The sequence below is a fragment of the Azospirillum sp. genome (genome assembly GCF_035627195.1).
Taxonomy (GTDB): domain Bacteria; phylum Pseudomonadota; class Alphaproteobacteria; order Azospirillales; family Azospirillaceae; genus Azospirillum.
Window position 1 is genome coordinate 16,877 of sequence record NZ_DASPMG010000139.1, and the last position, 24,519, is coordinate 41,395.

The following is a 24,519-nucleotide window of genomic DNA, read 5'->3' on the forward strand; positions in this document are numbered from 1 at the left end:
GGCGCCCTCACTCCGCCGCATCCGCGTGGCGCATCGTGGGACGCGCGTGCTCCAGGAAGGCCGACAGGGCGCTGGAGACGTAGGCGTCGCGGCGGCGGATGAACACCGTCTCCACGTGGGCCTGGGCCGGCGGCAGGTCGTGCAGGGTGACGAGGCCGTTCCAGGCCGGGCCGACCACGCCGCGCGGCAGCAGCGTCACGCCCACCCCCGCCGCGACGCTGCCGAGAATGCCTTCCAGCGAGCCGAACTCGATCTGCCGCACCCGCACGATGCCGCGCCCGGCCAGCAGGTTTTCCAGCATCTGGCGGTAGGTGCAGCCGGCGCGGAAGACGACGATGCGCGGGTCGCCGCGCCGGGCAAGGTCGTCGATGGAACGCACCGTGCGCGCGGTGACCAGCGTCAGCTCCTCGTGGAAGACCGTCTGTTCGGCCAGTTCCGGGTGGTTGACCGGCCCGCTGACGAAGGCGCCGTCCAGCCGGTGCTCCAGCACCTCGCCGATCAAACCGGCCGAGGTGTTCGTGCGCAGCACGAGGTCGACCTCCGGGCAGGCGGCGGCGTAGCCGGCCAGGATCGGCGGCAGGCGCAGCCCCGCCGTGGTCTCCAGGGAGCCGAGCGTCAGCGGCCCGCGCGGAACCCCGTCGTCCTCCACCGCCCGGCGCGCGTCCTCCAGCAGTTGGCGGACCCGCACGGCGTAGGGCAGCAGCCGCTGCCCGGCCGCGGTCAGCGCCACGCCGCGGCTGTGCCGGTGGAACAGCGGCGTGCCAAGCTGGTCCTCCAGCAGACGGATGCGGGTGGTGACGTTGGACTGCACGGTGTTCAGCTCGCCCGCCGCGCGGTTCATGCCGCCCAGCCGCGCCACCGCCTCGAACACCTTGAGGTCGCCCGCGTCCATGGACCTATCTCCCCAGGCGATTGCCGATCCCGAATTCCATCACCGTCCGGGATCGGCAATCAAGGGAGTTTATTTCACCAGCGGGCATCCTCCCTTGTCGAGCGGGCGGTAGGCCTGTTCGCCGGGAATGGTCGCCAGCACCTTGTAATAGTCCCACGGCCCCTTCGATTCGGCCGGGGTCTTCACCTGCATCAGGTACATGTCGTGCACCATGCGGCCGTCGGCGCGCAGCTTGCCGCCCTTGGCGAAGGCGTCGTTGACCGGCGTCTCGCGCATCTTCGCCATCACCGCCTTGGCCTCGTCGGTTCCGGCGGCCTCGATCGCCTTCAGGTAATGGCGCACGGCGGAGTAGTTGCCGACCTGGATCATGGTCGGCATCTTGCCGGTCTTCGCCATGTACTTCTTGGTGAAGGCCCGGCTCTCGTCGTCGCGCTCCGGGTTCCAGCCGTCCACCAGCACCAGCCCCTGCGCGGCCTGAAGCCCCAGCGCGTGCACGTCGGTGATGAACATCAGCAGGCTGGCCAGCGTCTGCCCGCTCTGCGTCAGGCCGAACTCCTGCGCCTGCTTGATGGCGTTGATGGTGTCGTTGCCGGCGTTCGCCAGCGCCACGACCTTGGCGCCCGATCCCTGCGCCTGCAACAGGAAGGACGAGAAGTCGGAGTTGTTGAGCGGGTGGCGCACCGCGCCCAACACGCGGGCGCCGTTGGCCTTCACCACGTCCGACACGTCCTTCTCCAGCGCGTGGCCGAAGGCGTAGTCGACGGTGAGGAAGTACCAGCTGTCGCCCAGCGTCTTCACGCCGGCCGTGCCCATGCCCTGCGCCTGGGAAAAGGTGTCGTAGGTCCAGTGCGCGGACGTGGGCGAGCAGGCGGCACCCGTCAGCTGCGCCGCACCGGCGCCGGAGATGAGGAAGACGCGGTTCTTCTGCTTGGTGATCTCCTGCACCGCCAGCGCCACCGACGAGGTCGGCACGTCGACCACCACGTCCACCTGCTCCACGTCGATCCACTTGTTCACCAGCGCCGAGCCGATGTCGGGCTTGTTCTGGTGGTCGCCGGAGATGAGTTCGATCGGCTTGCCGGCGACCTTGCCGCCCATCTCCTCGATGGCGATGCGCACCGCCTCGACCGAGCCCATGCCGGACGGCTCGGAATAGACGCCGCTCATGTCGTTCATCACGGCGATCTTCACCTTGTCGTCCGACACCTGTGCACCGGCGGTGCCCGCCATCAGGCCCAGCGCGCAGACTCCGGCCATGAGAAGCGATCGCTTCATGAACCCTATCCTCCCACATCGTTGTTCGTTGAGCGGCGCCGGCCGGCATTCCGATGGCGTCGCCGATGGTTGCGCATGCAACCATACGCAGCCTATCTTCGCAGGCAAAGCCGTCAAGGCCAAACGGGAGGGTGGACATGAAGATCGAAGCGGCCGGCAAGCGCGTGGTCATCACCGCCGGCGCCGCCGGCATCGGCCGCGTGATGGCCGAGCGGTTCAACGCCGAGGGTGCCCGCGTCTGGATCTGCGACATCGACCAGGCGGCGCTGACCGACTTCCGCGCCGCGAATCCGGCCATCGGCGCCGTCGCCGCCGACGTCGCCGGCGAATCGGACATGGACCGCTTCTTCGACGAGGCGCTGGCCGACCTGGGCGGGCTGGACGTGCTGGTCAACAACGCCGGCATCGCCGGCCCCACCAAGCCGGTGGAGGAGGTGACGCTGGAGGAATGGCGGCGCACGCTGTCGGTGAACCTGGACAGCATGTTCCTGGCCACCCGCCGCGCCGTGCCGGAGCTGAAGAAGGCCGGCGGCGGCGCCATCGTCAACCTGTCGTCCATCGCCGGCCGGCTGGGCTTTCCCAAGCGCTCGCCCTACAGCACGTCGAAGTTCGGCGTGGTGGGCTTCACCGAGACGCTGGCGATGGAGTTGGGCGCCTTCAACATCTCGGTCAACGCCATCCAGCCCGGCGTGGTGGAAGGCGAGCGCGGCCGGCGCGTGATCGAGGCGAAGGCCCAGGCGCTGGGCAAGAGCTACGACGAGATGGAGGCGTTCTTCCTGCGCCACGTGTCGATGCACACCAAGGTGTCGCCCGACGAGATCGCCGACATGGCGATCTACCTCAGCTGCGGCCCCGGCCGGCGCATCTCCGGCCAGAGCATCAGCATCTGCGGCAACTTCGAAACCTTCAGCGAAGCCTGAGCGGGGCCGGCACTTTTTCCCGGCGCGGCGGCGAAAGCGTTGCGCTATGCTGCCGCGCAACGGGGGAGCACGGCCCCGCCCGAGAAGGGCGCGGCTGAACGGTATGGATCGTTTTGGGAGGTCTCAGGATATGGAAACCCCGCTTTGGCGCCCGTCGGACGAGCGTGTGCGCGCCGCCAACATCACCACCTTCTGCGAGGCGGTGAACGCGCGTTTCGGCACGCACCTCGCCGGTTATGACGACCTGTGGGACTGGTCGGTCGCCCGCAAGGAGGACTTCTGGCGCTTCCTGTGGGATTGGGCCGGCATCAAGGGCGAACCGGGCGACACCGTGCTGCGCGACGGCGACAAGATGCCCGGCGCCCAGTGGTTCCCGGACGCGAAGCTGAACTACGCCGAGAACATGCTGGCCCGGACCGGCGACGGCGACGCCGTCGTCTTCTGGGGCGAGGACAAGGTGAAGCGCCGGTGGAGCCACGCCGAGCTGCGCGCCGAGGTGTCGCGCCTGCAGCAGGCGCTCAAGGCCGCCGGTGTCGGCGTGGGCGACCGCGTCGCCGCCTGCATGCCGAACCTGCCGGAAACGCTGGCCGCCATGCTGGCGACCGCCAGCCTGGGCGCGGTGTGGTCGTCCTGTTCGCCGGACTTCGGCGTGCAGGGCATCGTCGACCGCTTCGGCCAGATCGAGCCGAAGGTGTTCTTCGCACCCGACGCCTACTGGTACAACGGCAAGGCGCACGACGTGCGCGCCAAGGCGAAGGAGGTGCTGGAGCAGCTGCCCACCGTCACCACCGCCGTCATCGTGCCCTACGTCGCGGAGGACGCCGACCTGTCCGGCATCCGCAACGGCGTCGGCTACCGCGACTTCCTGAAGCCGCACCAGCCGGCCGAGCTGACGTTCGAGCCGCTGCCCTTCAACCACCCGCTGTTCATCCTCTATTCGTCGGGCACCACCGGCAAGCCGAAGTGCATCGTGCACGGCGCCGGCGGCACGCTGCTCCAGCACGTGAAGGAGCACCGGCTGCACTGCGACATGCGGCCGGGGGACCGGTTCTTCTACTTCACCACCTGCGGGTGGATGATGTGGAACTGGCTGATGACGGGTCTGGCCAGCGGCGCCACGCTGCTGCTGTACGACGGCTCGCCCTTCGCGCCGGACGGCAACATCCTGTTCGACTACGCCGACGCCGAGGGCATGACGCTGTTCGGCACATCGGCCAAGTACATCCAGTCGCTGGAGAAGTTCGGGCTGGAGCCGGCGAAGACGCACAAGCTGACGACCGTGCGCGCCATGACCTCCACCGGTTCGCCGCTGATGCCGGAGAACTTCGACTTCGTCTACCGGTCGATCAAGCAGGACCTGCACCTCGCCTCGATCAGCGGCGGCACGGACATCGTGTCGTGCTTCGTGCTGGGCAACCCGACCGCTCCGGTGTGGAAGGGCGAGATCCAGTGCCGCGGCCTCGGCCTCGCGGTCGCCGCCTTCGACGACGAGGGGCGGCCGGTGCAGGGCGAGAAGGGCGAGCTGGTGTGCACCAAGCCGTTCCCGTCGATGCCCGTCGGCTTCTGGAACGACCCGGACGGGGCCAAGTACCGCGCGGCCTACTTCGACCGCTTCCCCAACGTCTGGACGCACGGCGACTTCATCGAACAGACCACGCACGGCGGCTGGGTGATCTACGGCCGCTCCGACGCGGTGCTGAACCCCGGCGGCGTGCGCATCGGCACCGCCGAGATCTACCGCCAGGTCGAGCAGTTGCCCGAGATCATGGAAGCGGTGTGCATCGGCCAGGACTGGGACGGCGACGTCCGCGTCGTGCTGTTCGTGGTTCTGCGCGAGGGGATGAAGCTCGACAAGGCGCTGGAAGACACCATCAAGAAGCGCATCAAGGACAACTGCTCGCCGCGCCACGTGCCGGCGAAGATCGTCCAGGTGACGGACATCCCGCGCACCCGCTCGGGCAAGATCACCGAACTGGCGGTGCGCGACGTGGTGCACGGCCGGCCGGTGAAGAACACCGAGGCGCTGTCCAACCCCATGGCGCTCGACGAGTTCCGCGACCGGCCGGAACTGTCGGGGGCGTGATCTTGCATCGGCAGGTTGGGTTGAGCGTAGCGAAAACCCAACCTGCCGGCCCTGCCGATGACGAAATCCAAGCTCTTCCTCGATCTGGACGGCGTGCTGGCTGACTTCGACCGCGGCGTGAAGGCGGTGACCGGCAAGCGGCCGGAAGACCTGCCCATGAAGGTCATGTGGCGCGAGCTGTCGCGCCACCCCGACTTCTTCGGCACGCTGGAGTTCATGCACGACGCGCAGGAACTGTGGGCCTTCTGCGCGCCGCACGAGCCGGTCATCCTCACCGGCCTGCCGCTGGGGTCCTGGGCGCCGGAGCAGAAGCGGCGCTGGGTCGCGCATATGCTGGGCCCGCACGTGCGCGTCATCACCTGTATGGCGCGCGACAAGCACCGCCACGCCGGCCCCGGCACGGTGCTGGTGGACGACCGCGAGAAGGCGCGCGCCCCCTGGGTGGCGGCCGGCGGCATCTTCATCCTGCACACCAGCGCCAAGAACAGCATTGCCGAGTTGAAGAAGCTGGGCTTCTAACGCGCGGTGATTCGGCGCGATTCGCCTGGACGAACCCGACATTCACGAAACGGCCGGCCCAAACGCCGCAGCCAAGGGGCTGCTGCGCCGCAAAACGCATAAAATGCCGCCAAGCATTGATGCATCCAGGCCACACGTGAGCCAAGAACACGGCCACGGGAATAAATTGTCAGTTGCCTCGGAGCCATTGGCTCTTGTGCAGATGGTTTCCTTCTGCCAATAACTCGGTAAAGCCGTAATCGTTTGCTTACCATAAAGGGAGTCCTTCATGAACCAGGCCGAGTTGATCGAATCCGTCGCCAATGCCGCCGGCATCAAGAAGACCGAGGCGGCCAAGGTCGTCCAATCGGTGTTCGAGGGCATCTCCTCGGCGCTGGGCAAGGGCGAGGAAGTCCGTCTGGCCGGCTTCGGCATCTTCGAGGTGGCCGAGCGCGCCGCCCGTGAAGGCCGTAACCCGCGCACCGGCGAGGTCGTGAAGATCGCCGCCTCCAAGGCGCCGAAGTTCAAGCCTGCCAAGCAGCTTCGCGACGCCGTGAACGGCTGAGCCAACGCCGTCGACAGCGGAGAGCCGTCATGCCCATCGAGCAGTCCGAGTTGCAGGTCCTGACCGCCAAGGTCGTCGCGGCCTATGTCGGCAACAACATGGTGTCGGTCAACGACCTGCCCACGCTCATCAACAACGTCCAGACGGCCTTCCGTGGCCTCGGCGAAGAGAAGTCCGCACCGACCAAGTCGGAACAGGCCCCGGCCGTTCCGATCAAGAAGTCGGTGACGCCGGACTACATCGTCTGCCTGGAAGACGGGAAGAAGCTGAAGATGCTGAAGCGGCATCTGAAGACCGTCTACGACATGTCGCCCGACGAATACCGGGCGAAGTGGTCTCTCCCGCCCGAGTACCCGATGGTCGCCCCGAACTACGCCAAGGCGCGTTCGGAGATGGCCACCAAGCTGGGTCTCGGCCGCAAGCGCGCCGTCCTGGGCTGATCCGCCGGCCGCTTCGTGCGGCGGTGATCTGAAAGCGCAAGCAGGCGCGCCCTCACAGGCGCGCCTGTTTTGCGTTTCGCGCTACCCGGCGCCCAACATTAGAAGATGAACATATGTGACATTTGCATGGCACATGCGACAAACCGCCTGTGGTGTCGTTGTGCGCTGCGAAATAAACTTTGGGCATACGCCTTTGGAGCGTTTCCTCCCTAACCTCGGGCCGTCGGCGACCGCCGACGGCCTTTCTTTCATTCGGGAAGCGTGCCGTCGCCGGGACCCAACGGGCGCTGCATCAGCACGCAATCCACCCAGCGCCCGAACTTGAAGCCGACGGAGTGCAGCAGCCCCGCCTGCGTGAAGCCGAGGCTGGCGTGCACCCCGATGGACGCCGCGTTGCCGCTGTCGCCGATGACGGCGATCATCTGCCGGCACCCGGCCGCCGTGGTGCGCTCGACCAGCGCCGACAGCAGCGCCCGGCCGACACCCATCCCGCGGCAGTCGTCGGCCACGTAGATCGAATCCTCCACCGTGAAGCGGTACGCCCGCCGTAGGCGGTACGGCCCGGCGTAGGCGAAGCCCAGCACCTGGCCGTCCCGCTCCGCCACCAGATGCGGCATGCCGCGGCCGAGCACGTCGGCGCGCCGCCGGCCGAGTTCCTCCATATCCGGCGGCTCCTCCTCGAAAGAGGCGAGCCCGTGCAGAACGTGGTGCGCGTAGATCGCCTGGATGCGCGCCAGATCGTCCGGCCGGGAGTCGCGAATGAGCATGTCAGCCCTCCATGGCTCCAAAGACTAGTACCGAAAGGCTAGCACGCGTCATCCCCCCTTCAAAAGCCGGACGGACACCCCATGTCTTCCGTTGTGCCGGTGGTGAGGACAGACATCGCGCCGAAGACCCCGGCCAAAGCGGAAGAAGGCCTTAGGGCAGAGCCTTCTCCGAAAAGTAAAGTACGGTACACTGCCTCTACCGAAGGTAAGTCGGCCGTATCCGCCCAGCAGAGCCAAAGGTTCACCTCCACCGGGCCGCCCCGGTGTTGAGAGAATAGCCCGGACATACGCCGAAAAACCTTAGAGCCTGACGGTTTAAGGGGTTGATTCCGCGCCTCTGCGGGACCACATTTGGTCTTGTCTGTTGGGCACATCTCAGACAATTTCGGCAACTCCCCATACAACAACCAAACAGCCGAAGCGGTGGAAACCGTGGGTGCACCTGTGCGCCTGCAGTCCTCACCCTGGGAATGCGCCACCGGATCTTGGGGGTTAGTGAGAGGAGGCATTGGAGTGCTCAAGAAATTACTGACGGGCGAAAACGCCAGCCTGACCCGCTATGTCGAAGAGTCGAAGCGCTATCCCATCCTGGCGCCCGACGATGAGCGCGAACTGGCCGTCGCCTGGCGGCAGCGCGGCAACCCGCGCGCGCTGGAACAGCTGGTGGGCAGCCACCTGCGCCTGGTCATCAAGATCGCCCGCGGCTTCGCCGGCTACGGCCTGCCGCTTCCCGATCTGGTGGCGGAGGGCAACGTCGGCCTGATGCAGGCCGCCCAGAAATTCGATCCGGAGCGCGGCTTCCGCTTCGCGACCTACGCCACGTGGTGGATCCGCGCCGCGATCCAGGAATACATCCTGCATTCCTGGTCGCTGGTGAAGATGGGCACCACCGCCGCGCAGAAGAAGCTGTTCTTCAACCTGCGCCGGCTGAAGAGCCAGATGGAGGAGTTGGAGCAGGGCGACCTGTCGCCGGAGACGGTGGCGGCCATCGCCACCGAACTGGACGTGCCGGAGACCGAGGTGGTCGAGATGAACCGCCGCCTGGCGTCCTCCGACAGCTCGCTCGACGCGACGCTCAGCGCGGACGGCGAAACGAATTGGCTGGAGTTGCTGGCGGACGACCGTCCCTCGCAGGAAAGCCTGATCGCCGACGCGGATGAGCTGGCGCTGCGGCGCAAGCTGGTCGGGCAGGCGCTGGAGCGCCTGGACGACCGCGAGCGGCGCATCCTGTTCGAGCGCCGGCTGAAGGACAACCCGTCCACGCTGGAGGCGCTGAGCCAGCAGTTCTCCGTGTCGCGCGAGCGCGTCCGGCAGATCGAGGTCCGCGCCTTCGAGAAGCTTCAGAAGGCGGTGCTGAGCGCCGCGCAGGCGCTGCGCCGCCCGGCGACGGCGGCGGCCGCCTGACGGCCGCGACCGACTCCAGCAAGCCTCCAACACGCCTCACGGCCGGCGGCCGCCCGAAAGGGTGCCGCCGGCCTTATTTTTTGTCGCGGCCACCTGCCGAAGGCGCGCCGGAAGCGTGCCGGCGCGCGCAATCTCATATCCCCGTATGCGGCCAACCGATCCGCGTGTGCGACAATTTGTTGCGTTTGCGAGTAACGCCGCCGTGTGCACTATCGCGCACCCGGTGGTATTTTTCTTTGAAAAAGCCTAAAATTGTAAATAACCTGCCGCCGACGCCCTGCCGGAGCACGCACCACCCATGTCGAACGCCGCCCAGTCGCAATCGATCGCCGAGCGTATCCGCTTCCTGCGCATCGACGAACCCACCAAGGCTGCCCTGCGTGAGTTCCAGCCGCACCTCGCCGTGCGTATCGACTCGATTCTGGAAGACTTCTACAGCTACCTGCGCACGGTGCCGGAAACCGCCGCGCTGGTGTCCAACCCCTCGGCGGTGTCGCGGGCGCGGGACGCGCAGAAGCAGCACTGGCTGCGCAACGTCTTCACCGGCACCTTCGACGAAACCTACATGGCGCAGGTGCTGCGCATCGGCCAGAGCCACCAGCGCATCGGACTGGAGCCGCGCTGGTACACGGGCGCCTACTGCTTCACGCTGAACCGGCTGATCGAGGTCGCCGCGCAGATCTACCGCAAGAAGCCGGAACGGCTGGCGCAGGTGCTGCAGGCCATCAACAAGGCCGTGTTCCTCGACATGGACCTCGCCACCTCGGTCTACGTCGACCTGAACACCGCGGCCATCATCTCGCGCGAGTTGGGCAGCACCGCCGATTCGTTCGAACGCGAGGTGAAGGGCGTGGTGCAGGCCGTCGCCTCGGCCGCCACCCAGCTCCAGGGCACGGCGCAGACGATGTCCCGCACCGCCGAGGAGACGAGCAGCCGCTCCACCCAGGTGGCCGCCGCCGCCGAGGAGGCCTCGGTCAACATCCAGACGGTCGCCGCCGCGGCCGAGGAGCTGACCGCGTCGATCGGCGAGATCAGCCATCAGGTCACGCAGTCCGCCCGCATCGCCAACGACGCCATGGCGGAGGCCGAGCGCACCAACGCCACCGTGCAGGGCCTTGCCGACGCGGCCAGCAAGATCGGGCAGGTGGTCAAGCTCATCCACGACATCGCCAGCCAGACCAACCTGCTGGCGCTGAACGCCACCATCGAGGCGGCGCGCGCGGGCGAGGCCGGCAAGGGCTTCGCCGTCGTGGCGTCGGAGGTCAAGTCGCTGGCCAACCAGACGGCCAAGGCGACCGAGGAGATCAACGCGCAGATCGGCGCCGTCCAGGGCGCCACGCAGGAGGCCGTCGGCGCCATCCGCAGCATCACGGAGACGATCTCGCGCATCAACGGCATCTCGACCAGCATCGCCACCGCGATGGACGCACAGGGCGCCGCCACCAACGAAATCGCCCGCAACGTCCAGCAGGCGTCCATCGGCACGCGCGAGGTGAGCGAGACGATCGTGCGCGTCAACGCGTCGGCCACGGACACCGGCCAGGAAGCCCGCAACGTCCTGCAGGCGACCGGCGACCTGACCCGTCAGGCCGACACCCTGCGCAACGAGGTCGACCGCTTCCTGGCCCGCGTGCGCGCCTGCTGATCCGGCGCGCCCACGACGTCGCGGGGAGCGCCGTCAGGCGTCCGGGATCAGTGCACCGTATGGAGAACGTGGTCGGCGACGGCCGCGTTCTCTTTTTTTGCGGCCGCGCGCAGTTCGTCCAGGCTGTTCCACCAGCTCCGGCCACCCAGCGACGCCAGCGTGCCGCCGTTCATCACCACATACAGGCCGGTCCGCCCCAGGTTGACGATGCGCAGCATGACTTTCCCCTTCCATCCCGAAAACAGTGCATAAAACTTTACGCAAAGGCCGGCGTTCTTTTGTCCGGCATCAATTGCTTGTTTAGTGTCTTACCAAAGGACTGCCGCCGGAGTCAATTCATGTCTTCGACATAGGGATTCGCCCTTTGATCTATCATTTGCAGCGGCATGGCGCGGCTTCCATAAAGGCAATTGAAGACACGGGCATATCGGCGCAATCATCGGGCTCCTTCGCCCCAGGGCGCCCCAGGGCGCCCCAGGGGCCTCCCGCCAACCGGATCGCCAGCATGAAAGCACGCACCACCGCCATCAGCATGACGCCGCTGGGTCGCGACCGGCTGCGCGGGCTGCTGGCGACGATGGCGGTGGCGGTGGCGGCGAGCGCGGCCGGCGTGGCCGGCGGCGCCGCGTGGCGGGATCACCATCCCTCCTTCCCCGGCGCGGCGCTGCTGGCCGCCATCGCGGTGGCCGTGCTGGCAGCGGTGCTGGTCCTATGGATGCGCCGGCTGGAAGCGGCCGAGGTCGCCCGCCGCGCCGCTGAGGACGCCAGCCGCGCCAAGTCCGACTTCCTGGCGCTGATGAGCCACGAGCTGCGCACGCCGCTCAACACCGTGCTGGGCTTCGCCGAGATGATCCGCGACCGTGCCTGGGGCACCGGCCCGCAGGCGGAGGAGCGCTACGTCGAATACGCCGGCGACATCCACGCAGCCGGCGTCCACCTGCTGGACGTCCTCAACGACGTTCTCGACCTCGCCAAGATCGAGGCCGGGCGGATGAGCCTGTCGCCCGAGCCGATGGACGCGGCCGACCTCGCCCAGGCCTGCCTGCGCCTGAACAGCGGCCAAGCCCGCGCCTCGGGCGTGACCGTGTGCTTCGAGGTGGCGCCGGGCACCGGCGCGCTGCACGCCGATCCGCGCGCCGCCAAGCAGATGCTGGTGAACCTGCTGTCCAACGCCTGCAAGTTCACCCCGCGCGGCGGCACGGTCCGGCTGGAGATCCGCGGCCTGCCCGGCGGCGGCACCCAGGTCGCCGTCAGCGACACCGGCGTCGGCATGACGGCCGCGGAGATCACCACGGCGCTGCAGCGCTTCGGTCAGGTGGACAACCTCCACACGCGCCAGCACGCCGGCACCGGCCTCGGCCTGCCGCTGGTCAAGGGGCTGATCGAGCTGCACGGCGGCACACTCGCCGTCGCCAGCATTCCCGGCACTGGAACGACCGTGACGCTCACCTTCCCACGCGGCCCGCACGCGGCCTGACCCCGGGCAGCTTGACGCCGGGCAGCTTGACGCCGGGCAGGGCCGCCGCCACGGCCTCGACCACCGACGCCCAGTCGCCGGGGTCCGGCTGGCGGAACAGGCGCATGGTCGGGTACCAGGGGCTGTCGTCGCGGCCCAGCATCCAGCGCCAGTCGGCCTCATGGCTCAGCAGCGTCCACACCGGCACGGCCAGCGCCCCGGCGAGGTGCGCCACCATGGTGTCCACCGACACCACGAGGTCCAGCGCCTGCATCATCGCCGCGGTGTCCAGCACGTCGTCGGTGCGCGGGCCATGGTCGCTGAAGGTCATGCCCGCGCCCGCCTCGGCCAGCGCCGGGCCGCGCTGCAGGCACACCCAGTCGACGCCCGGCACCGCCATCAGCGCGCCCAGCCGTTCCGGCGGCAGCGACCGGTGCCCGCCGTCCCACGCCCCCGCCGCCCAGGCGATGCCGACGCGCAGCCGCCCGGCGCCGCCCAGCCGCGCCGCCTGCACCGCGACCCGCTCCGGCTCCACGGTCAGGTACGGCACCGCGGCGGGCAGCGTGGCGAGCGTGCTGCGGAACGCGTGCGGCAGCTCCATCAACTCCGCGTCCACGTCGAAGTCCGGCAGCGCCACATCGTCGCCGAGCGGGAACACGGCCCGCACGCCCGGCAGGCAGGCCAGCAGCGCGTGCATCGCGTCCGGCGCCTGCACGGCCACGCCACGCGCGATGCCGGCCAGCAGCGGCAGGTAGCGGCAAAAGTGGATGATGTCGCCCAGCCCGTGGTAGCAGCGGACCAGCACCCGCCGGCCGGCCAGGGGCGTGCCGTTCCACACGGCGCGCCGATGGAAGGGACAGTCGCGGCGGTTGAAGCTCGCCGGGTCGGCGCGGGCCAGCACGGCGTCGCTCACCGCCCACGCCCCGGCGAAATCGCCCAGCAGCATGCAGGCCTGCCATCGCGCTCCGCCGGTGTCCAGCGGATCGGCGCCCAGCGCCTCGGCGCGGTCGAGGAGGTCCAGGCACTCCCGCACCCGGCGCCGGCGCAGCCGCTCCCCCGCCCGCTCCAGCAGGATCGCCACGCCTTCCGCCGCGTTCCACCGCGCATCCACCCGCCGCCTCCGTGCCCGTTGGCCCCGGGGATGAACGCCCCGCCCGGCCCCCGGGGTCCCGACGCGGAACGCACGCCGCCGGAACCCGTTGAGCGCTCAGGACAAAGCGGGAGGGCGGCATGGACGGGTGGAACAACGACGGCGTGATCGCCCGCACGACGATCGGCATGCCGGTGACCATCCGCCGCTGCCGCGCCGACGACCTGCCGGCCCTGGAGTGGTACGGCCTCTACACCCCGCACCGCGAGATCATCCAGACCACCTTCCAGGCGCAGGAGAGCGGGAACGCGGTCATGCTCGTCGCCGACGTGCGCGGCTTCCCGGCCGGGCAGGCGTGGCTGGACTTCGCGCGTAAGCGCGCAATGGGGCTCGCCACGCTGTGGGCGCTGCGCGTCTTCCCGCCGTTCCGGCGCGCCGGACTTGGCCAGGCGCTGATGCGGGCGGCCGAGCGCACGGTACTGGACCAGGGCGTGGGCGCCATGGAACTCGGCGTCGACCGCGACAACACCGGCGTCATGCGCTTCTACGAACGGCTGGGCTACACGCGGGCGGGCCGCGAGCGCGGCCAGTACAGCTACCGCACGCCGGACGGCGACCTGATCGAGGTGCCCATCGACCAGCTTCTGCTGCGCAAGACCCTGGCCGCCGCCCTCCCGCGCCGCGCGGCGCGCTGAACTTTTACTCGGCGGCCATCGCCGGACGGTACGCGGCACCCCGCCGGAAGGGCAGGAACACGCCCGCCCCCGCCAGCGCACGCCCGAAGTCGCGCGCGGAGGCGGAGACCATGCACAGCGCCACCAGCGGCAGCCAGTTGTCCAGCAGCATCATGCCGTCGGCGTCCTCGCCGTGCTGGAAGGCGCCCAGCGCCTCCAGGAACGCCATCTCGTCCGACGCCACGCGCACCGTCGCGGGCGCCTCGACGCGCATCGCGCGGGAGCTGTCCGCCGCCAGCACGCCCAGCATGGCGAACAGCGGCAGCAGCGCCTCCCCCGGAATGCCCGCACGGCTGAGCGCCGTGCGGATCGCCGGCATGGTGCGCGCCGTGCCCGACCGGAACCACAGCCGCACCGCGGCGAGCACCGCCCCTTCCCCCTCCGTCAGGTCGTCCACGGTCCACACGATCGATCCGGGCATGTCCTCGCCTCCCCTGCCAGTCCGAGGCGACCCTAGCGCACTTCGGCACAAATTGCGAGTCATTCTCATTCGCACGTTTCTGCGGCGGACTGCCGCAGCGCGCCCAGCCATGCTCCCCTCCCGCCCCCCTGCCATGCCAAGGCTGTGAACTGTGACATTTCCCGGACCCGCGGCGGCCGGCAAGCTTGCGTTAACCTCGATCTAAAATCCTGGGCCTCGCCCGAACGCGGTACCCCCGGGCGCGGAGCGTGGAAGGATGATGCGCAAGCTTGGCATAGGTTTTCTGGGTCTGCTGATCGCCGGTACGCTGGCCTGCGCGGCCATACCGGCCGCCGCGCAGATCCGCCTCAACCCCGCCTATGGCGAGGCGTCGCTGCAAGGCCCGGCGAAGGCGATGGGCGCCGTGGTGTGGAGCCACGGCCGCTCGGTGGAGGTCGAGGATTCCAACGCCCCCACGCCGCTCTACATGCAGGTCCTGCGCGAGGCGGGCTGGGACGTCTACCGGCTGGATCGCATGCGGGTCAGCGACACGCTGCCCAACAGCTCGCGGGCACTCGCCGCCCAGGTCGACCAGTTGAAGGACCGCGGCTACAAGCGCGTGGTGACGACGGGCCAGTCGTTCGGCGCCTTCATCTCGCTGCTCGCCGCCGGGCTGACCGACAGGCTGGACGCGGTGATCGGCACCGCCCCCGCCGCGTTCGGCAACTTCTCCGAGGCGTACGACAGCTACCGCGAGAACGCCACCCAGCTCTGGCCGATCCTGCGCAACGTGCGCTCGGCCCGGGTGATGCTCTTCTTCTTCCACGGCGACGACTTCGATCCGGGGGGACGCGGCGAGAACGCGCGCGCCATCCTGGCCAGCCGGGGTCTGGAGCACACCATCATCGACCAGCCGGCCAACCTGACCGGCCATGGCGCCTCCACCACCGGCCTGTTCGTCCGCCGCTTCGGCGCCTGCATCCTGCGCTTCGCCGAGACGGCGCCGCGCCCGACCGACCCGCCGTGCGACGACTCCTGGGGCCGCAGCCCGAGCCCCAGCCTGATGCGCGCCGCGATGACGGGCAGCCAGCGGTCCGCCACCGACACCGTCGCCGGCGCCCGCCCGTTCTTCGGCGCGTGGTACGGCACCTACGTCAACGGCCGCGAGCTGGTGCTGAACGTCGACCGGGTGGAGGGCGACGCCGTCTATGCCGACTACGTGCTCGGCCCCGGCGTGGAGCCCGGCGACGACATGGAGCGCGTGCGCCGCAGGGGCCGCATCGAGGGCGACACGCTGGTCTTCGACGAGAAGGGCCGCAACGTGCTGCGCTACCGCCTGCGCCCCGACGGCAAGCTGGCCGCCGCCTGGATCGACAAGGCCGGCAAGGGCCGCCTGGACACCGTGCTGCGCAAGGTGGAGTAGGCTTCCGGAGCAGGCTCCCGACGTTGGGTTTTCGCTGCGCTCAACCCAACCTACGACGCATCCGTAGGTTGGGTTGAGGCGTCAGCCGCAAAACCCAACGACCAGCCCGTCACGCCCCGTCGCTCTGCCCCTCCCAACGCGCCGCCGCGTCGTCGTCGCTGTCCTTGGCCTCCACCCAGTGCTCGCCCCCGGGCGTCTCTTCCAGCTTCCAGAAGGGCGCCCTGGTCTTCAGCCAGTCGATCAGGAAGTGGCAGCTCTCGAACGCCGCCTGGCGGTGGGCGGAGGCGGTGGCGACCAGCACGATGCGGTCGCCCGGCTCCAGCCGGCCGTAGCGGTGGATGACCAGCACGTCGTCCAGCGGCCAGCGCTTCCGCGCCTCCGCCTCGATGGCCTCCAGCTGGCGTTCGGTCATGCCGGGGTAGTGTTCCAGCGTCATCGCCCGCACGGCCTCGCCGCCGGCCCCGTCCTTCCCGACATAGTCCCGGACGTAGCCGATGAAGGTCGTGACGCCGCCGATGGACGTCTTGCCGCGCGTCAGCGCGTCCAGCTCGGCGCCGGGGTCGAAGTCCTCGCGCTGCACCTTCACGGTCATGGTATACGGTCCTCTCCCTGAACGGTGCCGGTTGTCAGAACATGGGCGCGGAAACCGCGCGGCGGTAGAGCATCAGGCGCGTCACGGGCACGCCGGCCAGCGTCGCGGCCACGCCGCCCGCCACCGCCGAATGCGGGACCACCTGAACATACACCGACAGGAACAGCCCCCAGAGGATGGCGACCTCGGCGTAGAAGGAGCCCTTGAGGATCGGGTTGTGGGCGTCGGCCCGAAACACGTCGCGCAGCATGGCCCCCAGGCTGGCGTTCATCATCGCCAGGATCGGCCCCCACAGGGCCAGCGGCTGACAGTTGAACTGGATGGCGGTGAACACGCCGGTCACGGTGAAGCTGGCGAGCCCGATCGCGTCGAACAGGACGAGCGCCGTCCGCGGCGGCAGGCGCCGGGCCACCATCAGGTACCAGCGCACCACGTCGAAGAAGAAGACCAGCCGCCCGCGCGCATGGTCCACCGCCCACAGCCCCAGCCGCGCCGCCAGCACGGTCACCAGGATGGCGTACATATAGGCCGGCTGGGCGAGGATGGCCGGCGGCGTGCGCCCGACGATGAGGTCCATCACCAGCCCGCCGCCCAGCGCCGGCAGCCACGCCAGCACCAGGGCACCGAAGATGGAGTAGCGCTCCGAACGCGCGATGGTGATGCCGGACAGCGCGAAGGCGACGGTGCCGGCCATGTCGACCGCGAGAAACCACGGCGTGTCGACCACCTCGCCGAAGGCTTGCGAAATCAGGGATTGAGGCATGGGCGCTCAGGATGGAAAAGGCACCCCTTTCTGGCAAGACACGCGCCGGCCCGTCAAGGCGCCCTCAGCCGCCGGTCACCGGCGGGAATAGGGCCACCTCGTCGTTGGCCGACAGCGGGTGGTCGTAGGGCACGTATTCCTGGTTCACCGCCACCTTGACCACGGCGGTGTTGGCCAGCGCCTCGGCGTGCTTCGGGCTGCGGGCCTTCAGCCAGTCGACGAGCGACCCGACGTCGCGCACCTCGGCCGGCGGCGCCACCTCTTCCTGGGCGACGCCGATCTTGCTGCGCAGCCACGCGAAATAGAGAACCTTCATCACCGCACCTCGCTGAAGGGCAGGAAATCCACCACCGCCCCGGGTTCCAGACGCGTCAGATCCTCGGGCAGTTCGACCAGCCCATCGGACTCAACCATCGACGACAGGATGCCGGCACCATCGCGCGGGTGCTTGAGCGCGGTCAAGACACCGTCCTCGCCGCGGGCCAGCTGGGCGCGCACGTACTCCCGGCGCCCCGGCTTCTTCTTGTAGGCGAAGCCCGCGCGCACGGGGAACAGCGGCGGCGCCTTCTCCTCCGCCCCCATCAGGCGCAGCAGCAGCGGCCGGGCCACGCGCAGGAAGGTGATCATCACCGCCACCGGGTTGCCCGGCAGGCCGATGAAGGCGGTGCCGCGCACCTGCCCCAGCGCCACCGGCCGCCCCGGCTTGATGGCGAGGCGCCAGAAATGCAGGGAGCCCTGCGCCTCCACCGCCGCCTTGACGTGGTCCTCCTCCCCGGTCGAGACGCCGCCCGAGGTGACCAGCACGTCGTGCGACGCGGCGGCCTCGGCCAGCGCGTCGCGGATGGCGTCGCGGCGGTCGGGCAGGATGCCGAGGTCGGTGACCGCGCAGCCGAGCTGCGCCAGCGCCGCCATCAGGGAGAAGCGGTTGGCGTCGTAGATGCACCCCTGCGGCAGCGGCGCGCCCGGTTCCCGCACCTCGTCGCCGGTGGAGAAGACGGCGGCGCGCAGCGGCCGGCGCACCGCCAGCTCGCGCCGGCCGACGGAGGCGGCGAGCCCGATGTCCTCCGGCCGCAGTCGGCGCCCGGACGCGAGGATGACGGCGCCCGCCGTGACGTCCTCGCCCGCCTCGCGGCGGTTGGAGCCGCGCTTGATGCCGGACGGGATGGTGACGGCGCCGCCCCGGCCCGGCTCGCCCTCCGCCCGGCAGTCCTCCTGCATCAGGACGGTGTCGAAGCCCGCGGGCATCGGCGCGCCGGTGAAGATGCGCACCGCCTCCCCCCGCACGCCCGGCCGGCCGAGCGTCTGGCCGGCGGCGACGCGGGCGGTGACCGGCAGCACGGTTTCCGCCCCCGGCGTCAGGTCGTCGAAGAAGACGGCGTAGCCGTCGACGGCCGAGTTGGCGTGCGGCGGCACGTCGAAGGGGGCCACCACATCCTCCGCCAGGATGCGGCCGAGGGATTGGGCCAGCGGCACCGTCCCGGCCTCGGTCACCGCGTGCAGGCGGCCGCGCAGCGCGTCGAGCGCGGCGTCCACGGGCATCAAGTCGCCGCCGAAGGCGAAGCAGTCGTCACTGAGCTGGGCCATGAGGAGGATCGCAACCTGTTCTTGCGCCACGATTTTGCCGGTTCGGTGCCGCGCGATGCAAGCCCTGCGAAGGTACCGGACGACGGACGGATGTTACGGGATGATACGCGGTGATACACCCCATAGCCCCGCGTCACATCGGCCGGCTTGACCAAAATCAGGTTCCGGACCGCGCCTGCGTCAGCAAGTCGCAAGACAGACGCAGAATTGCGCCCAATCTATTAACCCGCCAACGGCAATCTAATATCACAATAGAACTCCCAAACTTCTTAGAACGCATAAAAAGACACGAGGAAACGCCATGAACATCATGCTGTCCGATTCGCACGCAATGTTCCGCGACGGCGTTCGCCCGTTTCTTTCATCGCTGAATTCCGGAGCCTTGATTGCCGAGGCAGGAACGTTCCAGGAAACAGTGGCGATTGTTGCCAGCAGAGATAACATTGATATCGCCGTCGTTGCCAACACGCTTCCGGACCTGGACCTGCCCGCGCTGATGGGGCTGCTGCGCAAACGCCACCCCTGCGCCCGGGCCGCCCTGCTGACCACCGGCGAATGCCAGCGGGAAGCCGTGGAAGCCGTCGGCCTGGGATTTTCCGGCTATATCCCCAAGCGGCTGCCGATGAGCGCGTTCCTCGCCGCGCTCAACCTGATCCACTCCGGCGAAATCTTCGTACCGGCCGCGCTGTTGGCACCGCGCGCCAAGCACCCCGACCGCGCGCCGGCTCGGCCCGAGGTCGACCTGACCCCGCGTGAGTCGGAGGTGATGGAACTGCTGCGCCAGGGCCTGCCGAACAAGGCCATCGCCCGCACGCTGAACATCAGCGACGTCACGGTCAAATGCCACCTTGGCCACATCTTCGACAAGCTGGGCGTCAAGAACCGGGTGCAGGCGGCGCGCTTCTCGTTCGGGGACGATTGAGGGGGCGAAAGCCGACATCGGTCCGCCCCTTGCGGCCGGCGGTGGCGTCTCCTATAGTCCGGTTCCGCGACGTCATGCCTCGCCGAGGCCGTGAACTGGATGAATTACTCAGCGCGCGCCCTGGCACCCACAGTCGATCCACGCCCGTCCTCTTGCGCAGCCCTTAAGGAACTGCGCGAAGGCGCGCGCCGCCTCGCCGCGAGTCGCCATACCGACTTGGATCGTCTGCGCTTTTCCCAAGGTTTCATGACCTTCGTGGCCGAGCATTACTGGAACACGCTGGCCCCGGATCTTGAATGCCCGGCCCGCCCCGCGCGCGCCGGCCGCGCGGCGGTGAGCAAGGCCGAACAGCGCGTCGCCGCCGAGATCGCCGCCAAGGCGGCGGAGATGCCGCCGCTGGAGGCCGGCTACGCCGTCGGCACCATCTACACCGCCATGCTGCCGGAGGCGCACCGCGGCGACTTCGGCGTCTTCTACACCCCGCCCGCGCTGACCGAGCGGCTGCTGGATCAGGCCGAGGCGGCGGGGGTGGACTGGCGGACGGCGCGGGTGCTGGACCCGGCGTGCGGCGGCGGCGCGTTCCTGGCGCCGGTGGCGGCGCGCATGGCCGCCGCGCTGGCGGGCGCGCCCGGAGAACAGGTGCTGGCGCATGTCGAAGCGCACCTGTCAGGCATCGACATCGACGCGCTCGGCGCCTGGATGTCGCAGGTGTTCGTCGAGGCGGCGCTGCTGGACGCCGCGCGCGCCGCCGGACGGCGGCTGGCGCGGCTGGTGGAGGTGCGCGACAGCTTGGCCATCGACGATTTGGAGATCGCGGAGCGCGGCGGCTACGACCTCGTGGTCGGCAACCCGCCGTACGGGCGCGTCACGCTGGACAAGGAGGTGCGGGCGCGCTGGGCGCGCAGCCTGTACGGGCACGCCAACGTGTACGGCCTGTTCACCGACCTCGCCGTGCGGATGGCGCGGCCGGGGGGCGTCATCGCCTACGTGACACCCGCCGGCTTCCTCGGCGGCGAGTACTTCAAGAACCTGCGCCGGCTGCTGGGCGAGCGGGCGCCGCCCGTCTCCATCGACTTCGTCGACGCCCGCAAGGGCGTCTTCGCCGACGTGCTGCAGGAGGCGCTGCTGGCCGTCTACCGCGCGGATTCGCCACGCGTTTCCGTATCCTTCCTGGGGGCGCGCGAGACCGGGGACGTGGCGGTGACGCCGGGCGGCGGCTTCGCCCTGCCGGCGGATCCGTCGCGGCCGTGGCTGCTGCCCCGCCACGCCCGCAACGTCGATCTCGCGCACCGGCTGCGCGCCATGCCCGGCCGGCTGGCCGACATCGGCTACGAGGTGTCGACCGGCCCGCTGGTGTGGAACCGCCACAAGGCGAAGCTGCACGATCACAAGGTGCGCGGCGCCGTCCCGCTGATCTGGGCGGAGTGCGTGGCCGCCGACGGCTCCGGCCGGTTCGCCTTCAAGGCGGTGACGCGCAACCACAAGGCATGGTTCGTGCCCGGCCCGGCGGACGAGCCGAACATCGTGCGCACCGCCTGCGTCCTGGTGCAGCGGACCACCGCGCTGGAACAGGCCCGCCGCCTGATCGCCGCCGAGCTGCCACAGGACTTTATCGACGAACACGGCGGCGCCGTGTCGGTGGAGAACCACCTGAACATGGTGAAGCCCATGCGGGGCTCCGTGCCGCTGATCTCCGCCCAGACGGTGGCGGCGCTGCTGAACAGCGCGGCGATGGACGAGGCGTTCCGCTGCATCAACGGCACGCCCGCCGTGTCGGCCTACGAGATCGAGGCGACGCCGCTGCCGCCGGTGGCGGAGTTGAAGGCTCTGGACCGGATGATCGCGCGCAAGGCGGGCAAGGACACGATCGAGAAGCGGATCTGGGAGATGTACGGGGTACAGGTCCGCGAATCATGACCCAGCCCGACCTCTTCGGCTTCACCGCTGCCCCCGCCCCGCCGCCGGAGCCGCCGCCCGCCGCCGTCATCACCCCGGCCGAAGGCACGCTGCCGCCGCTGGCCGACGTGGTGACCATCAAGCGTCGGCTGGCCGAGGTCTTCCCGGAAGGGTTGGCCGACCGCAACTACGTCGTGCGCGAGATGGCGGCGCGCACCGTCTTCGCCCTGCTCTACGTCGGCGCGGTCGAGGGCAGCGGCGTCTGGCTGGCGCCCACCCAGGTCTGCCGGATGAGCGACGCCCAGGCGGCGCTGACCGACTCCGCATCCCGGCTGGCCTTCCGCACCGCCTCGACCCGGCCCGGCTTCGCGCCGCCGGGCGAGCCCTGGTACAAGGACAACACGCGCGAGCCCATCCGCGACGAGACGCTGCGCCAGGGCCTGATCACCTACAACGCCGTGGCGCTGCGCGAGGGAATCGCCACCACCAGCAGCCTCGGCCGCTACGCGCTGAAGCGCAGCTTCGCCGCGCTGATCACGGCGCCCGAGGAGGGATTCGCCGGCGCGGCGCAAACATGGGCGGCGACGCACCTGAGCGCCGACCAGCTGGCCCGCACCGCCATCCTGCGCGACCGCGTCGCCGGGCGCGAGGCGGTGGAGGTGCGGCTGCCCAAGGGCGGCTCGCGCGTCATGAGCCCCGGCACCAGCTCGGTCCTGACCAAGGCGGTGGTGGAGGAGTTCGCCCCCCGCCACCTGATCGAGCCGGCCGTGCTGTGGATCAGCGAGAGCGCCACCAAGATCGTGGCGCAGGACGACGCGCTGATGCGCCGCATCGGCCTGCCCATCGACCAGCAGAAGCTGCTGCCCGACGTCGTGCTGGCCGACCTGGGCGGGGAGCGCATGCGGCTGGTCTTCGTCGAGATCGTCGCCACCGACGGCCCCTTCACCGAGGATCGCAAGGCGGAGCTGCTGGCGACCACGCGCGCGGCCGGCTTCCCCGACGATCAGGTGGCCTTCGTCAGCGTGTTCGAGCACCGGGGGGCGGCACCGGCCAAGGCGCGCTTCCCCAGCATCGCCGTGAACTCCTACCTGTGGTTCATGGCGGAGCCGGATCTGTTGGTGTGGCTGAAGGCGGGCAAGGGGTTGTAGTGCCGATGCCCCCTCCCGGCCTGCGCTGACGCTCGGCCACCCTCCCCCTCTTCGAGGTGGAGGGTTTTCAGGCTGGCGGAGCCAATCCCCTCCACCGCAACGCGGGGGAGGGTGCCCGCGAAGCGGGCGGGAGGGGGCCTACGCCCTCAGCCCGCAGAACTCCACCACGAACGCCGCCATGGCCTCGGCGTCGTCGATGTGGAAGACCGGCACCCGGGCGTCCGGCACCGGGCCGTCGCTGGCGATGGCCACGACGGTGGGGTCCTCGGCGGCGATCAGCGGCTTGCCGACGCTGGGGCGCCAAACCTCCAGCTTGGGATGCCGGTCGCGCTTGAACCCCTCGATCAGCAGCAGGTCGACCGGCTGGAGCTTGCGCACCAGCTCCTCCAGCGTCGGTTCCGGCTCGTCGCGCAGTTCGTGCATCAGGGCCCAGCGCTTGGGCGAGCTGACCAGCACCTCGGTGGCGCCGGCCATGCGGTGGTTGTGGCTGTCCTTGCCGGGGTGGTCGATGTCGAAGCCCTTGTGCGCGTGCTTGATGGTGGACACGCGCAGGCCCCGGCCGATCAGCGCCGGCAGCAGCTTCACCGCCAGCGTCGTCTTGCCGCTGCCGCTCCACCCGGTCAGCCCGAAGATCTTCATGCGGGCCCCTTCATGCGGATCGGGCCTGTTTGGCGGACGCGGGCGGGCGGGCGGGTTCCGCGGTCATGTGCTTCAGGCCGGCGCGCATGTAGTCCCAACCGGTGACGAAGGTGAGGATGGCGGCCGCCCACAGGCCGGTGATGCCGATGACCGTCACCGGGATCTCCCGCGGGCCGTAGTCGCCGACGATCAGGAAGCCCAGCGCCACCATCTGGATGGTCGTCTTCCACTTGGCCAGCCGCGTGACCGGCACGCCGACGTTGAGGCCGGCCAGATACTCGCGCAGGCCCGACACCAGCACCTCGCGCAGCAGGATCACCACGGCGGCCAGGATCGACAGGCCGGTCAGCCGGCCGAATCCGACCAGCATGATCAGCGTCGCCGCAACCAGAAGCTTGTCGGCGATGGGGTCGAGGAACTTGCCGATCACCGATTCCTGCTCCCACGCGCGGGCGAGGTAGCCGTCGAAGTAGTCGGTGATGCAGGCCGCCGCGAACAGCGAGCACGCGCTGTACGCGGCCCACGCTTCGGGCACGTAGAAAAGCCCGACCACCAGCGGGATCACCGCGATGCGCGACAGGGTCAGCAGGTTCGGAAGGCTGGTCATCATGGCTTGTGAGGCTCGCAACGGCGGGCCCATTCTAACCATCCGGATGGAAATGATCGTAGATCTTTTTCGCCACCGTACGATTGATCCCCTCAACGGCCTCCAGGTCGGCCAGCCCGGCGCGCGCCACCGCCTTGCCGCTGCCGAAATGGTGCAGCAGCGCCTTCTTGCGCGCCGGGCCGATGCCGGGGATCTCGTCGATGGGCGACTTGGTGATGGCCTTGGCGCGGCGCGCCCGGTGGGTGCCGATGGCGAAGCGGTGCGCCTCGTCGCGCAGGCGCTGGAGGAAGTACAGCACCGGGTCGCGCGACTCCATCTGGAACGGCGCCCGGTCGGGCATGAAGAAGTGCTCCCGCCCGGCGTTGCGGTCCGGCCCCTTGGCGATGGCGACCAGCGGCACGTCGGTGATGCCCAGCTCGTCGAACACCTGCCGCGCGATGGAGAGCTGCCCCTGCCCGCCGTCGATCAGGACGAGGTCGGGCCAAGTGCCGCCCGTGCGCTCCGGATCCTCCTTCAGGGCGCGGCCGAAGCGGCGGGTCAGCACCTCGCGCATCATGGCGTAGTCGTCGCCGGCCGCCTCTTCGGAGCGGATGTTGAACTTGCGGTAGGCGTTCTTCATGTAGCCCTCGGGCCCGGCGACGATCATGCCGCCGATGGCGAAGGCGCCCTGCACGTGGCTGTTGTCGTAGACCTCGATCCGCTCCGGCGGGGCGTCCAGCCCGAACACCTCGGCGACGCCCTCCAGCAGGCGCTGCTGGGAGGAGTGCTCGGCGAGG

Annotated in this window: 26 protein-coding genes; 13 read left to right on the top strand and 13 right to left on the bottom strand. The window is 69.5% G+C overall.

All coding sequences use genetic code 11. The features are described from left to right. Nucleotides 1-7: 7 nt before the first annotated feature. Nucleotides 8-892, bottom strand: coding sequence for a LysR family transcriptional regulator (locus VED21_RS13245; RefSeq protein WP_324882841.1), 885 nt, complete (start codon nucleotides 890-892; stop codon nucleotides 8-10). Between the two features lie 69 nt (nucleotides 893-961). Then, nucleotides 962-2,167, bottom strand: a complete 1,206-nt coding sequence (locus tag VED21_RS13250; RefSeq protein WP_324882842.1) for an ABC transporter substrate-binding protein — start codon at nucleotides 2,165-2,167, stop codon at nucleotides 962-964. A 137-nt stretch (nucleotides 2,168-2,304) separates the two neighbouring features. Between VED21_RS13250 and VED21_RS13255 the strand changes: the two genes are divergently transcribed. The 5 genes from VED21_RS13255 to VED21_RS13275 all read left to right on the top strand — a co-directional run bounded on the left by VED21_RS13255 (nucleotide 2,305) and on the right by VED21_RS13275 (nucleotide 6,673). Beyond that, on the top strand, nucleotides 2,305-3,087 hold the full coding sequence (locus tag VED21_RS13255; RefSeq protein WP_324882843.1) for an SDR family oxidoreductase: 783 nt from the start codon (nucleotides 2,305-2,307) through the stop codon (nucleotides 3,085-3,087). Nucleotides 3,088-3,217: 130 nt separating this feature from the next. Then, complete coding sequence (locus VED21_RS13260) at nucleotides 3,218-5,170, top strand: acetoacetate--CoA ligase (RefSeq protein WP_324882844.1); 1,953 nt, start codon at nucleotides 3,218-3,220, stop codon at nucleotides 5,168-5,170. A 57-nt stretch (nucleotides 5,171-5,227) separates the two neighbouring features. Continuing rightward, entirely contained in the window at nucleotides 5,228-5,689 is a 462-nt protein-coding gene (locus VED21_RS13265; RefSeq protein WP_324882845.1) for a hypothetical protein, read from the top strand. A 268-nt stretch (nucleotides 5,690-5,957) separates the two neighbouring features. After that, entirely contained in the window at nucleotides 5,958-6,233 is a 276-nt protein-coding gene (locus VED21_RS13270; RefSeq protein WP_324882846.1) for an HU family DNA-binding protein, read from the top strand. Nucleotides 6,234-6,262: 29 nt separating this feature from the next. Beyond that, on the top strand, nucleotides 6,263-6,673 hold the full coding sequence (locus VED21_RS13275; RefSeq protein ID WP_324882847.1) for a MucR family transcriptional regulator: 411 nt from the start codon (nucleotides 6,263-6,265) through the stop codon (nucleotides 6,671-6,673). Between the two features lie 248 nt (nucleotides 6,674-6,921). On the opposite strand, the gene VED21_RS13280 is transcribed toward VED21_RS13275, so the two are convergent. Continuing rightward, nucleotides 6,922-7,440, bottom strand: a complete 519-nt coding sequence (locus VED21_RS13280; RefSeq protein WP_324882848.1) for a GNAT family N-acetyltransferase — start codon at nucleotides 7,438-7,440, stop codon at nucleotides 6,922-6,924. A 513-nt stretch (nucleotides 7,441-7,953) separates the two neighbouring features. Here VED21_RS13280 and rpoH point away from each other — a divergent pair. Then, complete coding sequence (gene rpoH / locus VED21_RS13285; protein WP_324882849.1) at nucleotides 7,954-8,844, top strand: RNA polymerase sigma factor RpoH; 891 nt, start codon at nucleotides 7,954-7,956, stop codon at nucleotides 8,842-8,844. 298 nt (nucleotides 8,845-9,142) lie between these two features. Next, nucleotides 9,143-10,489, top strand: coding sequence for a globin-coupled sensor protein (locus VED21_RS13290; protein WP_324882850.1), 1,347 nt, complete (start codon nucleotides 9,143-9,145; stop codon nucleotides 10,487-10,489). Between the two features lie 47 nt (nucleotides 10,490-10,536). Here VED21_RS13290 and VED21_RS13295 read toward each other — a convergent pair whose 3' ends face one another. Beyond that, nucleotides 10,537-10,707: a hypothetical protein gene (locus VED21_RS13295; protein WP_324882851.1), complete on the bottom strand. Its 171-nt coding sequence runs from the start codon at nucleotides 10,705-10,707 to the stop codon at nucleotides 10,537-10,539. 287 nt (nucleotides 10,708-10,994) lie between these two features. Between VED21_RS13295 and VED21_RS13300 the strand changes: the two genes are divergently transcribed. After that, complete coding sequence (locus VED21_RS13300; RefSeq protein ID WP_324882852.1) at nucleotides 10,995-11,966, top strand: HAMP domain-containing sensor histidine kinase; 972 nt, start codon at nucleotides 10,995-10,997, stop codon at nucleotides 11,964-11,966. Here the strand turns inward: VED21_RS13300 and VED21_RS13305 are convergent. After that, complete coding sequence (locus VED21_RS13305; protein ID WP_324882853.1) at nucleotides 11,935-13,056, bottom strand: hypothetical protein; 1,122 nt, start codon at nucleotides 13,054-13,056, stop codon at nucleotides 11,935-11,937. The genes VED21_RS13300 and VED21_RS13305 overlap by 32 nt on opposite strands. Nucleotides 13,057-13,175: 119 nt before the next feature. On the opposite strand from VED21_RS13305, the gene VED21_RS13310 reads away from it, so the two are divergent. After that, entirely contained in the window at nucleotides 13,176-13,730 is a 555-nt protein-coding gene (locus tag VED21_RS13310) for a GNAT family N-acetyltransferase (protein WP_324882854.1), read from the top strand. 4 nt (nucleotides 13,731-13,734) lie between these two features. Here VED21_RS13310 and VED21_RS13315 read toward each other — a convergent pair whose 3' ends face one another. Next, on the bottom strand, nucleotides 13,735-14,190 hold the full coding sequence (locus tag VED21_RS13315) for a hypothetical protein (protein WP_324882855.1): 456 nt from the start codon (nucleotides 14,188-14,190) through the stop codon (nucleotides 13,735-13,737). A 256-nt stretch (nucleotides 14,191-14,446) separates the two neighbouring features. Here VED21_RS13315 and VED21_RS13320 point away from each other — a divergent pair, with 256 nt between their 5' ends. Further along, the gene (locus tag VED21_RS13320) at nucleotides 14,447-15,592 is read left to right on the top strand and encodes an alpha/beta hydrolase (protein WP_324882856.1); all 1,146 of its coding nucleotides are present in this window, start codon (nucleotides 14,447-14,449) and stop codon (nucleotides 15,590-15,592) included. Between the two features lie 109 nt (nucleotides 15,593-15,701). On the opposite strand, the gene VED21_RS13325 is transcribed toward VED21_RS13320, so the two are convergent. The 4 genes from VED21_RS13325 to glp form a co-directional block, all read right to left on the bottom strand. After that, nucleotides 15,702-16,184: a molybdenum cofactor biosynthesis protein MoaE gene (locus VED21_RS13325; protein WP_324882857.1), complete on the bottom strand. Its 483-nt coding sequence runs from the start codon at nucleotides 16,182-16,184 to the stop codon at nucleotides 15,702-15,704. Between the two features lie 34 nt (nucleotides 16,185-16,218). Further along, nucleotides 16,219-16,947, bottom strand: coding sequence for a trimeric intracellular cation channel family protein (locus VED21_RS13330; protein ID WP_324882858.1), 729 nt, complete (start codon nucleotides 16,945-16,947; stop codon nucleotides 16,219-16,221). Between the two features lie 64 nt (nucleotides 16,948-17,011). Beyond that, nucleotides 17,012-17,263, bottom strand: a complete 252-nt coding sequence (gene moaD / locus VED21_RS13335) for a molybdopterin converting factor subunit 1 (RefSeq protein WP_324882859.1) — start codon at nucleotides 17,261-17,263, stop codon at nucleotides 17,012-17,014. Continuing rightward, complete coding sequence (glp, locus tag VED21_RS13340; protein ID WP_324882860.1) at nucleotides 17,263-18,531, bottom strand: gephyrin-like molybdotransferase Glp; 1,269 nt, start codon at nucleotides 18,529-18,531, stop codon at nucleotides 17,263-17,265. Before glp ends, moaD begins: the two co-directional genes overlap by 1 nt. 301 nt (nucleotides 18,532-18,832) lie before the next feature. On the opposite strand from glp, the gene VED21_RS13345 reads away from it, so the two are divergent. From VED21_RS13345 to VED21_RS13355, 3 genes are all read left to right on the top strand, one after another. Continuing rightward, a complete protein-coding gene (locus VED21_RS13345) occupies nucleotides 18,833-19,453 on the top strand; it encodes a response regulator transcription factor (RefSeq protein ID WP_324882861.1) in 621 nt (206 codons plus the stop codon). Nucleotides 19,454-19,699: 246 nt separating this feature from the next. Continuing rightward, a complete protein-coding gene (locus VED21_RS13350; RefSeq protein WP_324882862.1) occupies nucleotides 19,700-21,370 on the top strand; it encodes an HsdM family class I SAM-dependent methyltransferase in 1,671 nt (556 codons plus the stop codon). Continuing rightward, complete coding sequence (locus VED21_RS13355) at nucleotides 21,367-22,497, top strand: BsuBI/PstI family type II restriction endonuclease (protein ID WP_324882863.1); 1,131 nt, start codon at nucleotides 21,367-21,369, stop codon at nucleotides 22,495-22,497. Before VED21_RS13350 ends, VED21_RS13355 begins: the two co-directional genes overlap by 4 nt. Before the next feature lie 138 nt (nucleotides 22,498-22,635). Here VED21_RS13355 and mobB read toward each other — a convergent pair whose 3' ends face one another. The 3 genes from mobB to VED21_RS13370 form a co-directional block, all read right to left on the bottom strand. Then, the gene (mobB, locus tag VED21_RS13360) at nucleotides 22,636-23,136 is read right to left on the bottom strand and encodes a molybdopterin-guanine dinucleotide biosynthesis protein B (RefSeq protein WP_324882864.1); all 501 of its coding nucleotides are present in this window, start codon (nucleotides 23,134-23,136) and stop codon (nucleotides 22,636-22,638) included. A gap of 10 nt (nucleotides 23,137-23,146) precedes the next feature. Continuing rightward, entirely contained in the window at nucleotides 23,147-23,746 is a 600-nt protein-coding gene (gene pgsA / locus VED21_RS13365) for a CDP-diacylglycerol--glycerol-3-phosphate 3-phosphatidyltransferase (RefSeq protein ID WP_324882865.1), read from the bottom strand. Nucleotides 23,747-23,777: 31 nt separating this feature from the next. Beyond that, the coding region (locus VED21_RS13370; protein ID WP_324882866.1) for a helix-hairpin-helix domain-containing protein at nucleotides 23,778-24,519 on the bottom strand (742 nt) is incomplete at its 5' end.

Excerpts from the sequence above, each read along its gene's own strand:
- VED21_RS13245 (WP_324882841.1), bottom strand. The coding sequence starts at position 892 with ATGGACGCGGGCGACCTCAAGGTGTTCGAGGCGGTGGCGCGGCTGGGC.
- VED21_RS13250 (WP_324882842.1), bottom strand. The coding sequence starts at position 2,167 with ATGAAGCGATCGCTTCTCATGGCCGGAGTCTGCGCGCTGGGCCTGATG.
- VED21_RS13255 (WP_324882843.1), top strand. The coding sequence starts at position 2,305 with ATGAAGATCGAAGCGGCCGGCAAGCGCGTGGTCATCACCGCCGGCGCC.
- VED21_RS13260 (WP_324882844.1), top strand. The coding sequence starts at position 3,218 with ATGGAAACCCCGCTTTGGCGCCCGTCGGACGAGCGTGTGCGCGCCGCC.
- VED21_RS13265 (WP_324882845.1), top strand. The coding sequence starts at position 5,228 with ATGACGAAATCCAAGCTCTTCCTCGATCTGGACGGCGTGCTGGCTGAC.
- VED21_RS13270 (WP_324882846.1), top strand. The coding sequence starts at position 5,958 with ATGAACCAGGCCGAGTTGATCGAATCCGTCGCCAATGCCGCCGGCATC.
- VED21_RS13275 (WP_324882847.1), top strand. The coding sequence starts at position 6,263 with ATGCCCATCGAGCAGTCCGAGTTGCAGGTCCTGACCGCCAAGGTCGTC.
- VED21_RS13280 (WP_324882848.1), bottom strand. The coding sequence starts at position 7,440 with ATGCTCATTCGCGACTCCCGGCCGGACGATCTGGCGCGCATCCAGGCG.
- VED21_RS13290 (WP_324882850.1), top strand. The coding sequence starts at position 9,143 with ATGTCGAACGCCGCCCAGTCGCAATCGATCGCCGAGCGTATCCGCTTC.
- VED21_RS13295 (WP_324882851.1), bottom strand. The coding sequence starts at position 10,707 with ATGCTGCGCATCGTCAACCTGGGGCGGACCGGCCTGTATGTGGTGATG.
- VED21_RS13300 (WP_324882852.1), top strand. The coding sequence starts at position 10,995 with ATGAAAGCACGCACCACCGCCATCAGCATGACGCCGCTGGGTCGCGAC.
- VED21_RS13310 (WP_324882854.1), top strand. The coding sequence starts at position 13,176 with ATGGACGGGTGGAACAACGACGGCGTGATCGCCCGCACGACGATCGGC.
- VED21_RS13315 (WP_324882855.1), bottom strand. The coding sequence starts at position 14,190 with ATGCCCGGATCGATCGTGTGGACCGTGGACGACCTGACGGAGGGGGAA.
- VED21_RS13320 (WP_324882856.1), top strand. The coding sequence starts at position 14,447 with ATGATGCGCAAGCTTGGCATAGGTTTTCTGGGTCTGCTGATCGCCGGT.
- VED21_RS13325 (WP_324882857.1), bottom strand. The coding sequence starts at position 16,184 with ATGACCGTGAAGGTGCAGCGCGAGGACTTCGACCCCGGCGCCGAGCTG.
- VED21_RS13330 (WP_324882858.1), bottom strand. The coding sequence starts at position 16,947 with ATGCCTCAATCCCTGATTTCGCAAGCCTTCGGCGAGGTGGTCGACACG.
- moaD (WP_324882859.1), bottom strand. The coding sequence starts at position 17,263 with ATGAAGGTTCTCTATTTCGCGTGGCTGCGCAGCAAGATCGGCGTCGCC.
- glp (WP_324882860.1), bottom strand. The coding sequence starts at position 18,531 with ATGGCCCAGCTCAGTGACGACTGCTTCGCCTTCGGCGGCGACTTGATG.
- VED21_RS13345 (WP_324882861.1), top strand. The coding sequence starts at position 18,833 with ATGAACATCATGCTGTCCGATTCGCACGCAATGTTCCGCGACGGCGTT.
- VED21_RS13350 (WP_324882862.1), top strand. The coding sequence starts at position 19,700 with ATGACCTTCGTGGCCGAGCATTACTGGAACACGCTGGCCCCGGATCTT.
- VED21_RS13355 (WP_324882863.1), top strand. The coding sequence starts at position 21,367 with ATGACCCAGCCCGACCTCTTCGGCTTCACCGCTGCCCCCGCCCCGCCG.
- mobB (WP_324882864.1), bottom strand. The coding sequence starts at position 23,136 with ATGAAGATCTTCGGGCTGACCGGGTGGAGCGGCAGCGGCAAGACGACG.
- pgsA (WP_324882865.1), bottom strand. The coding sequence starts at position 23,746 with ATGATGACCAGCCTTCCGAACCTGCTGACCCTGTCGCGCATCGCGGTG.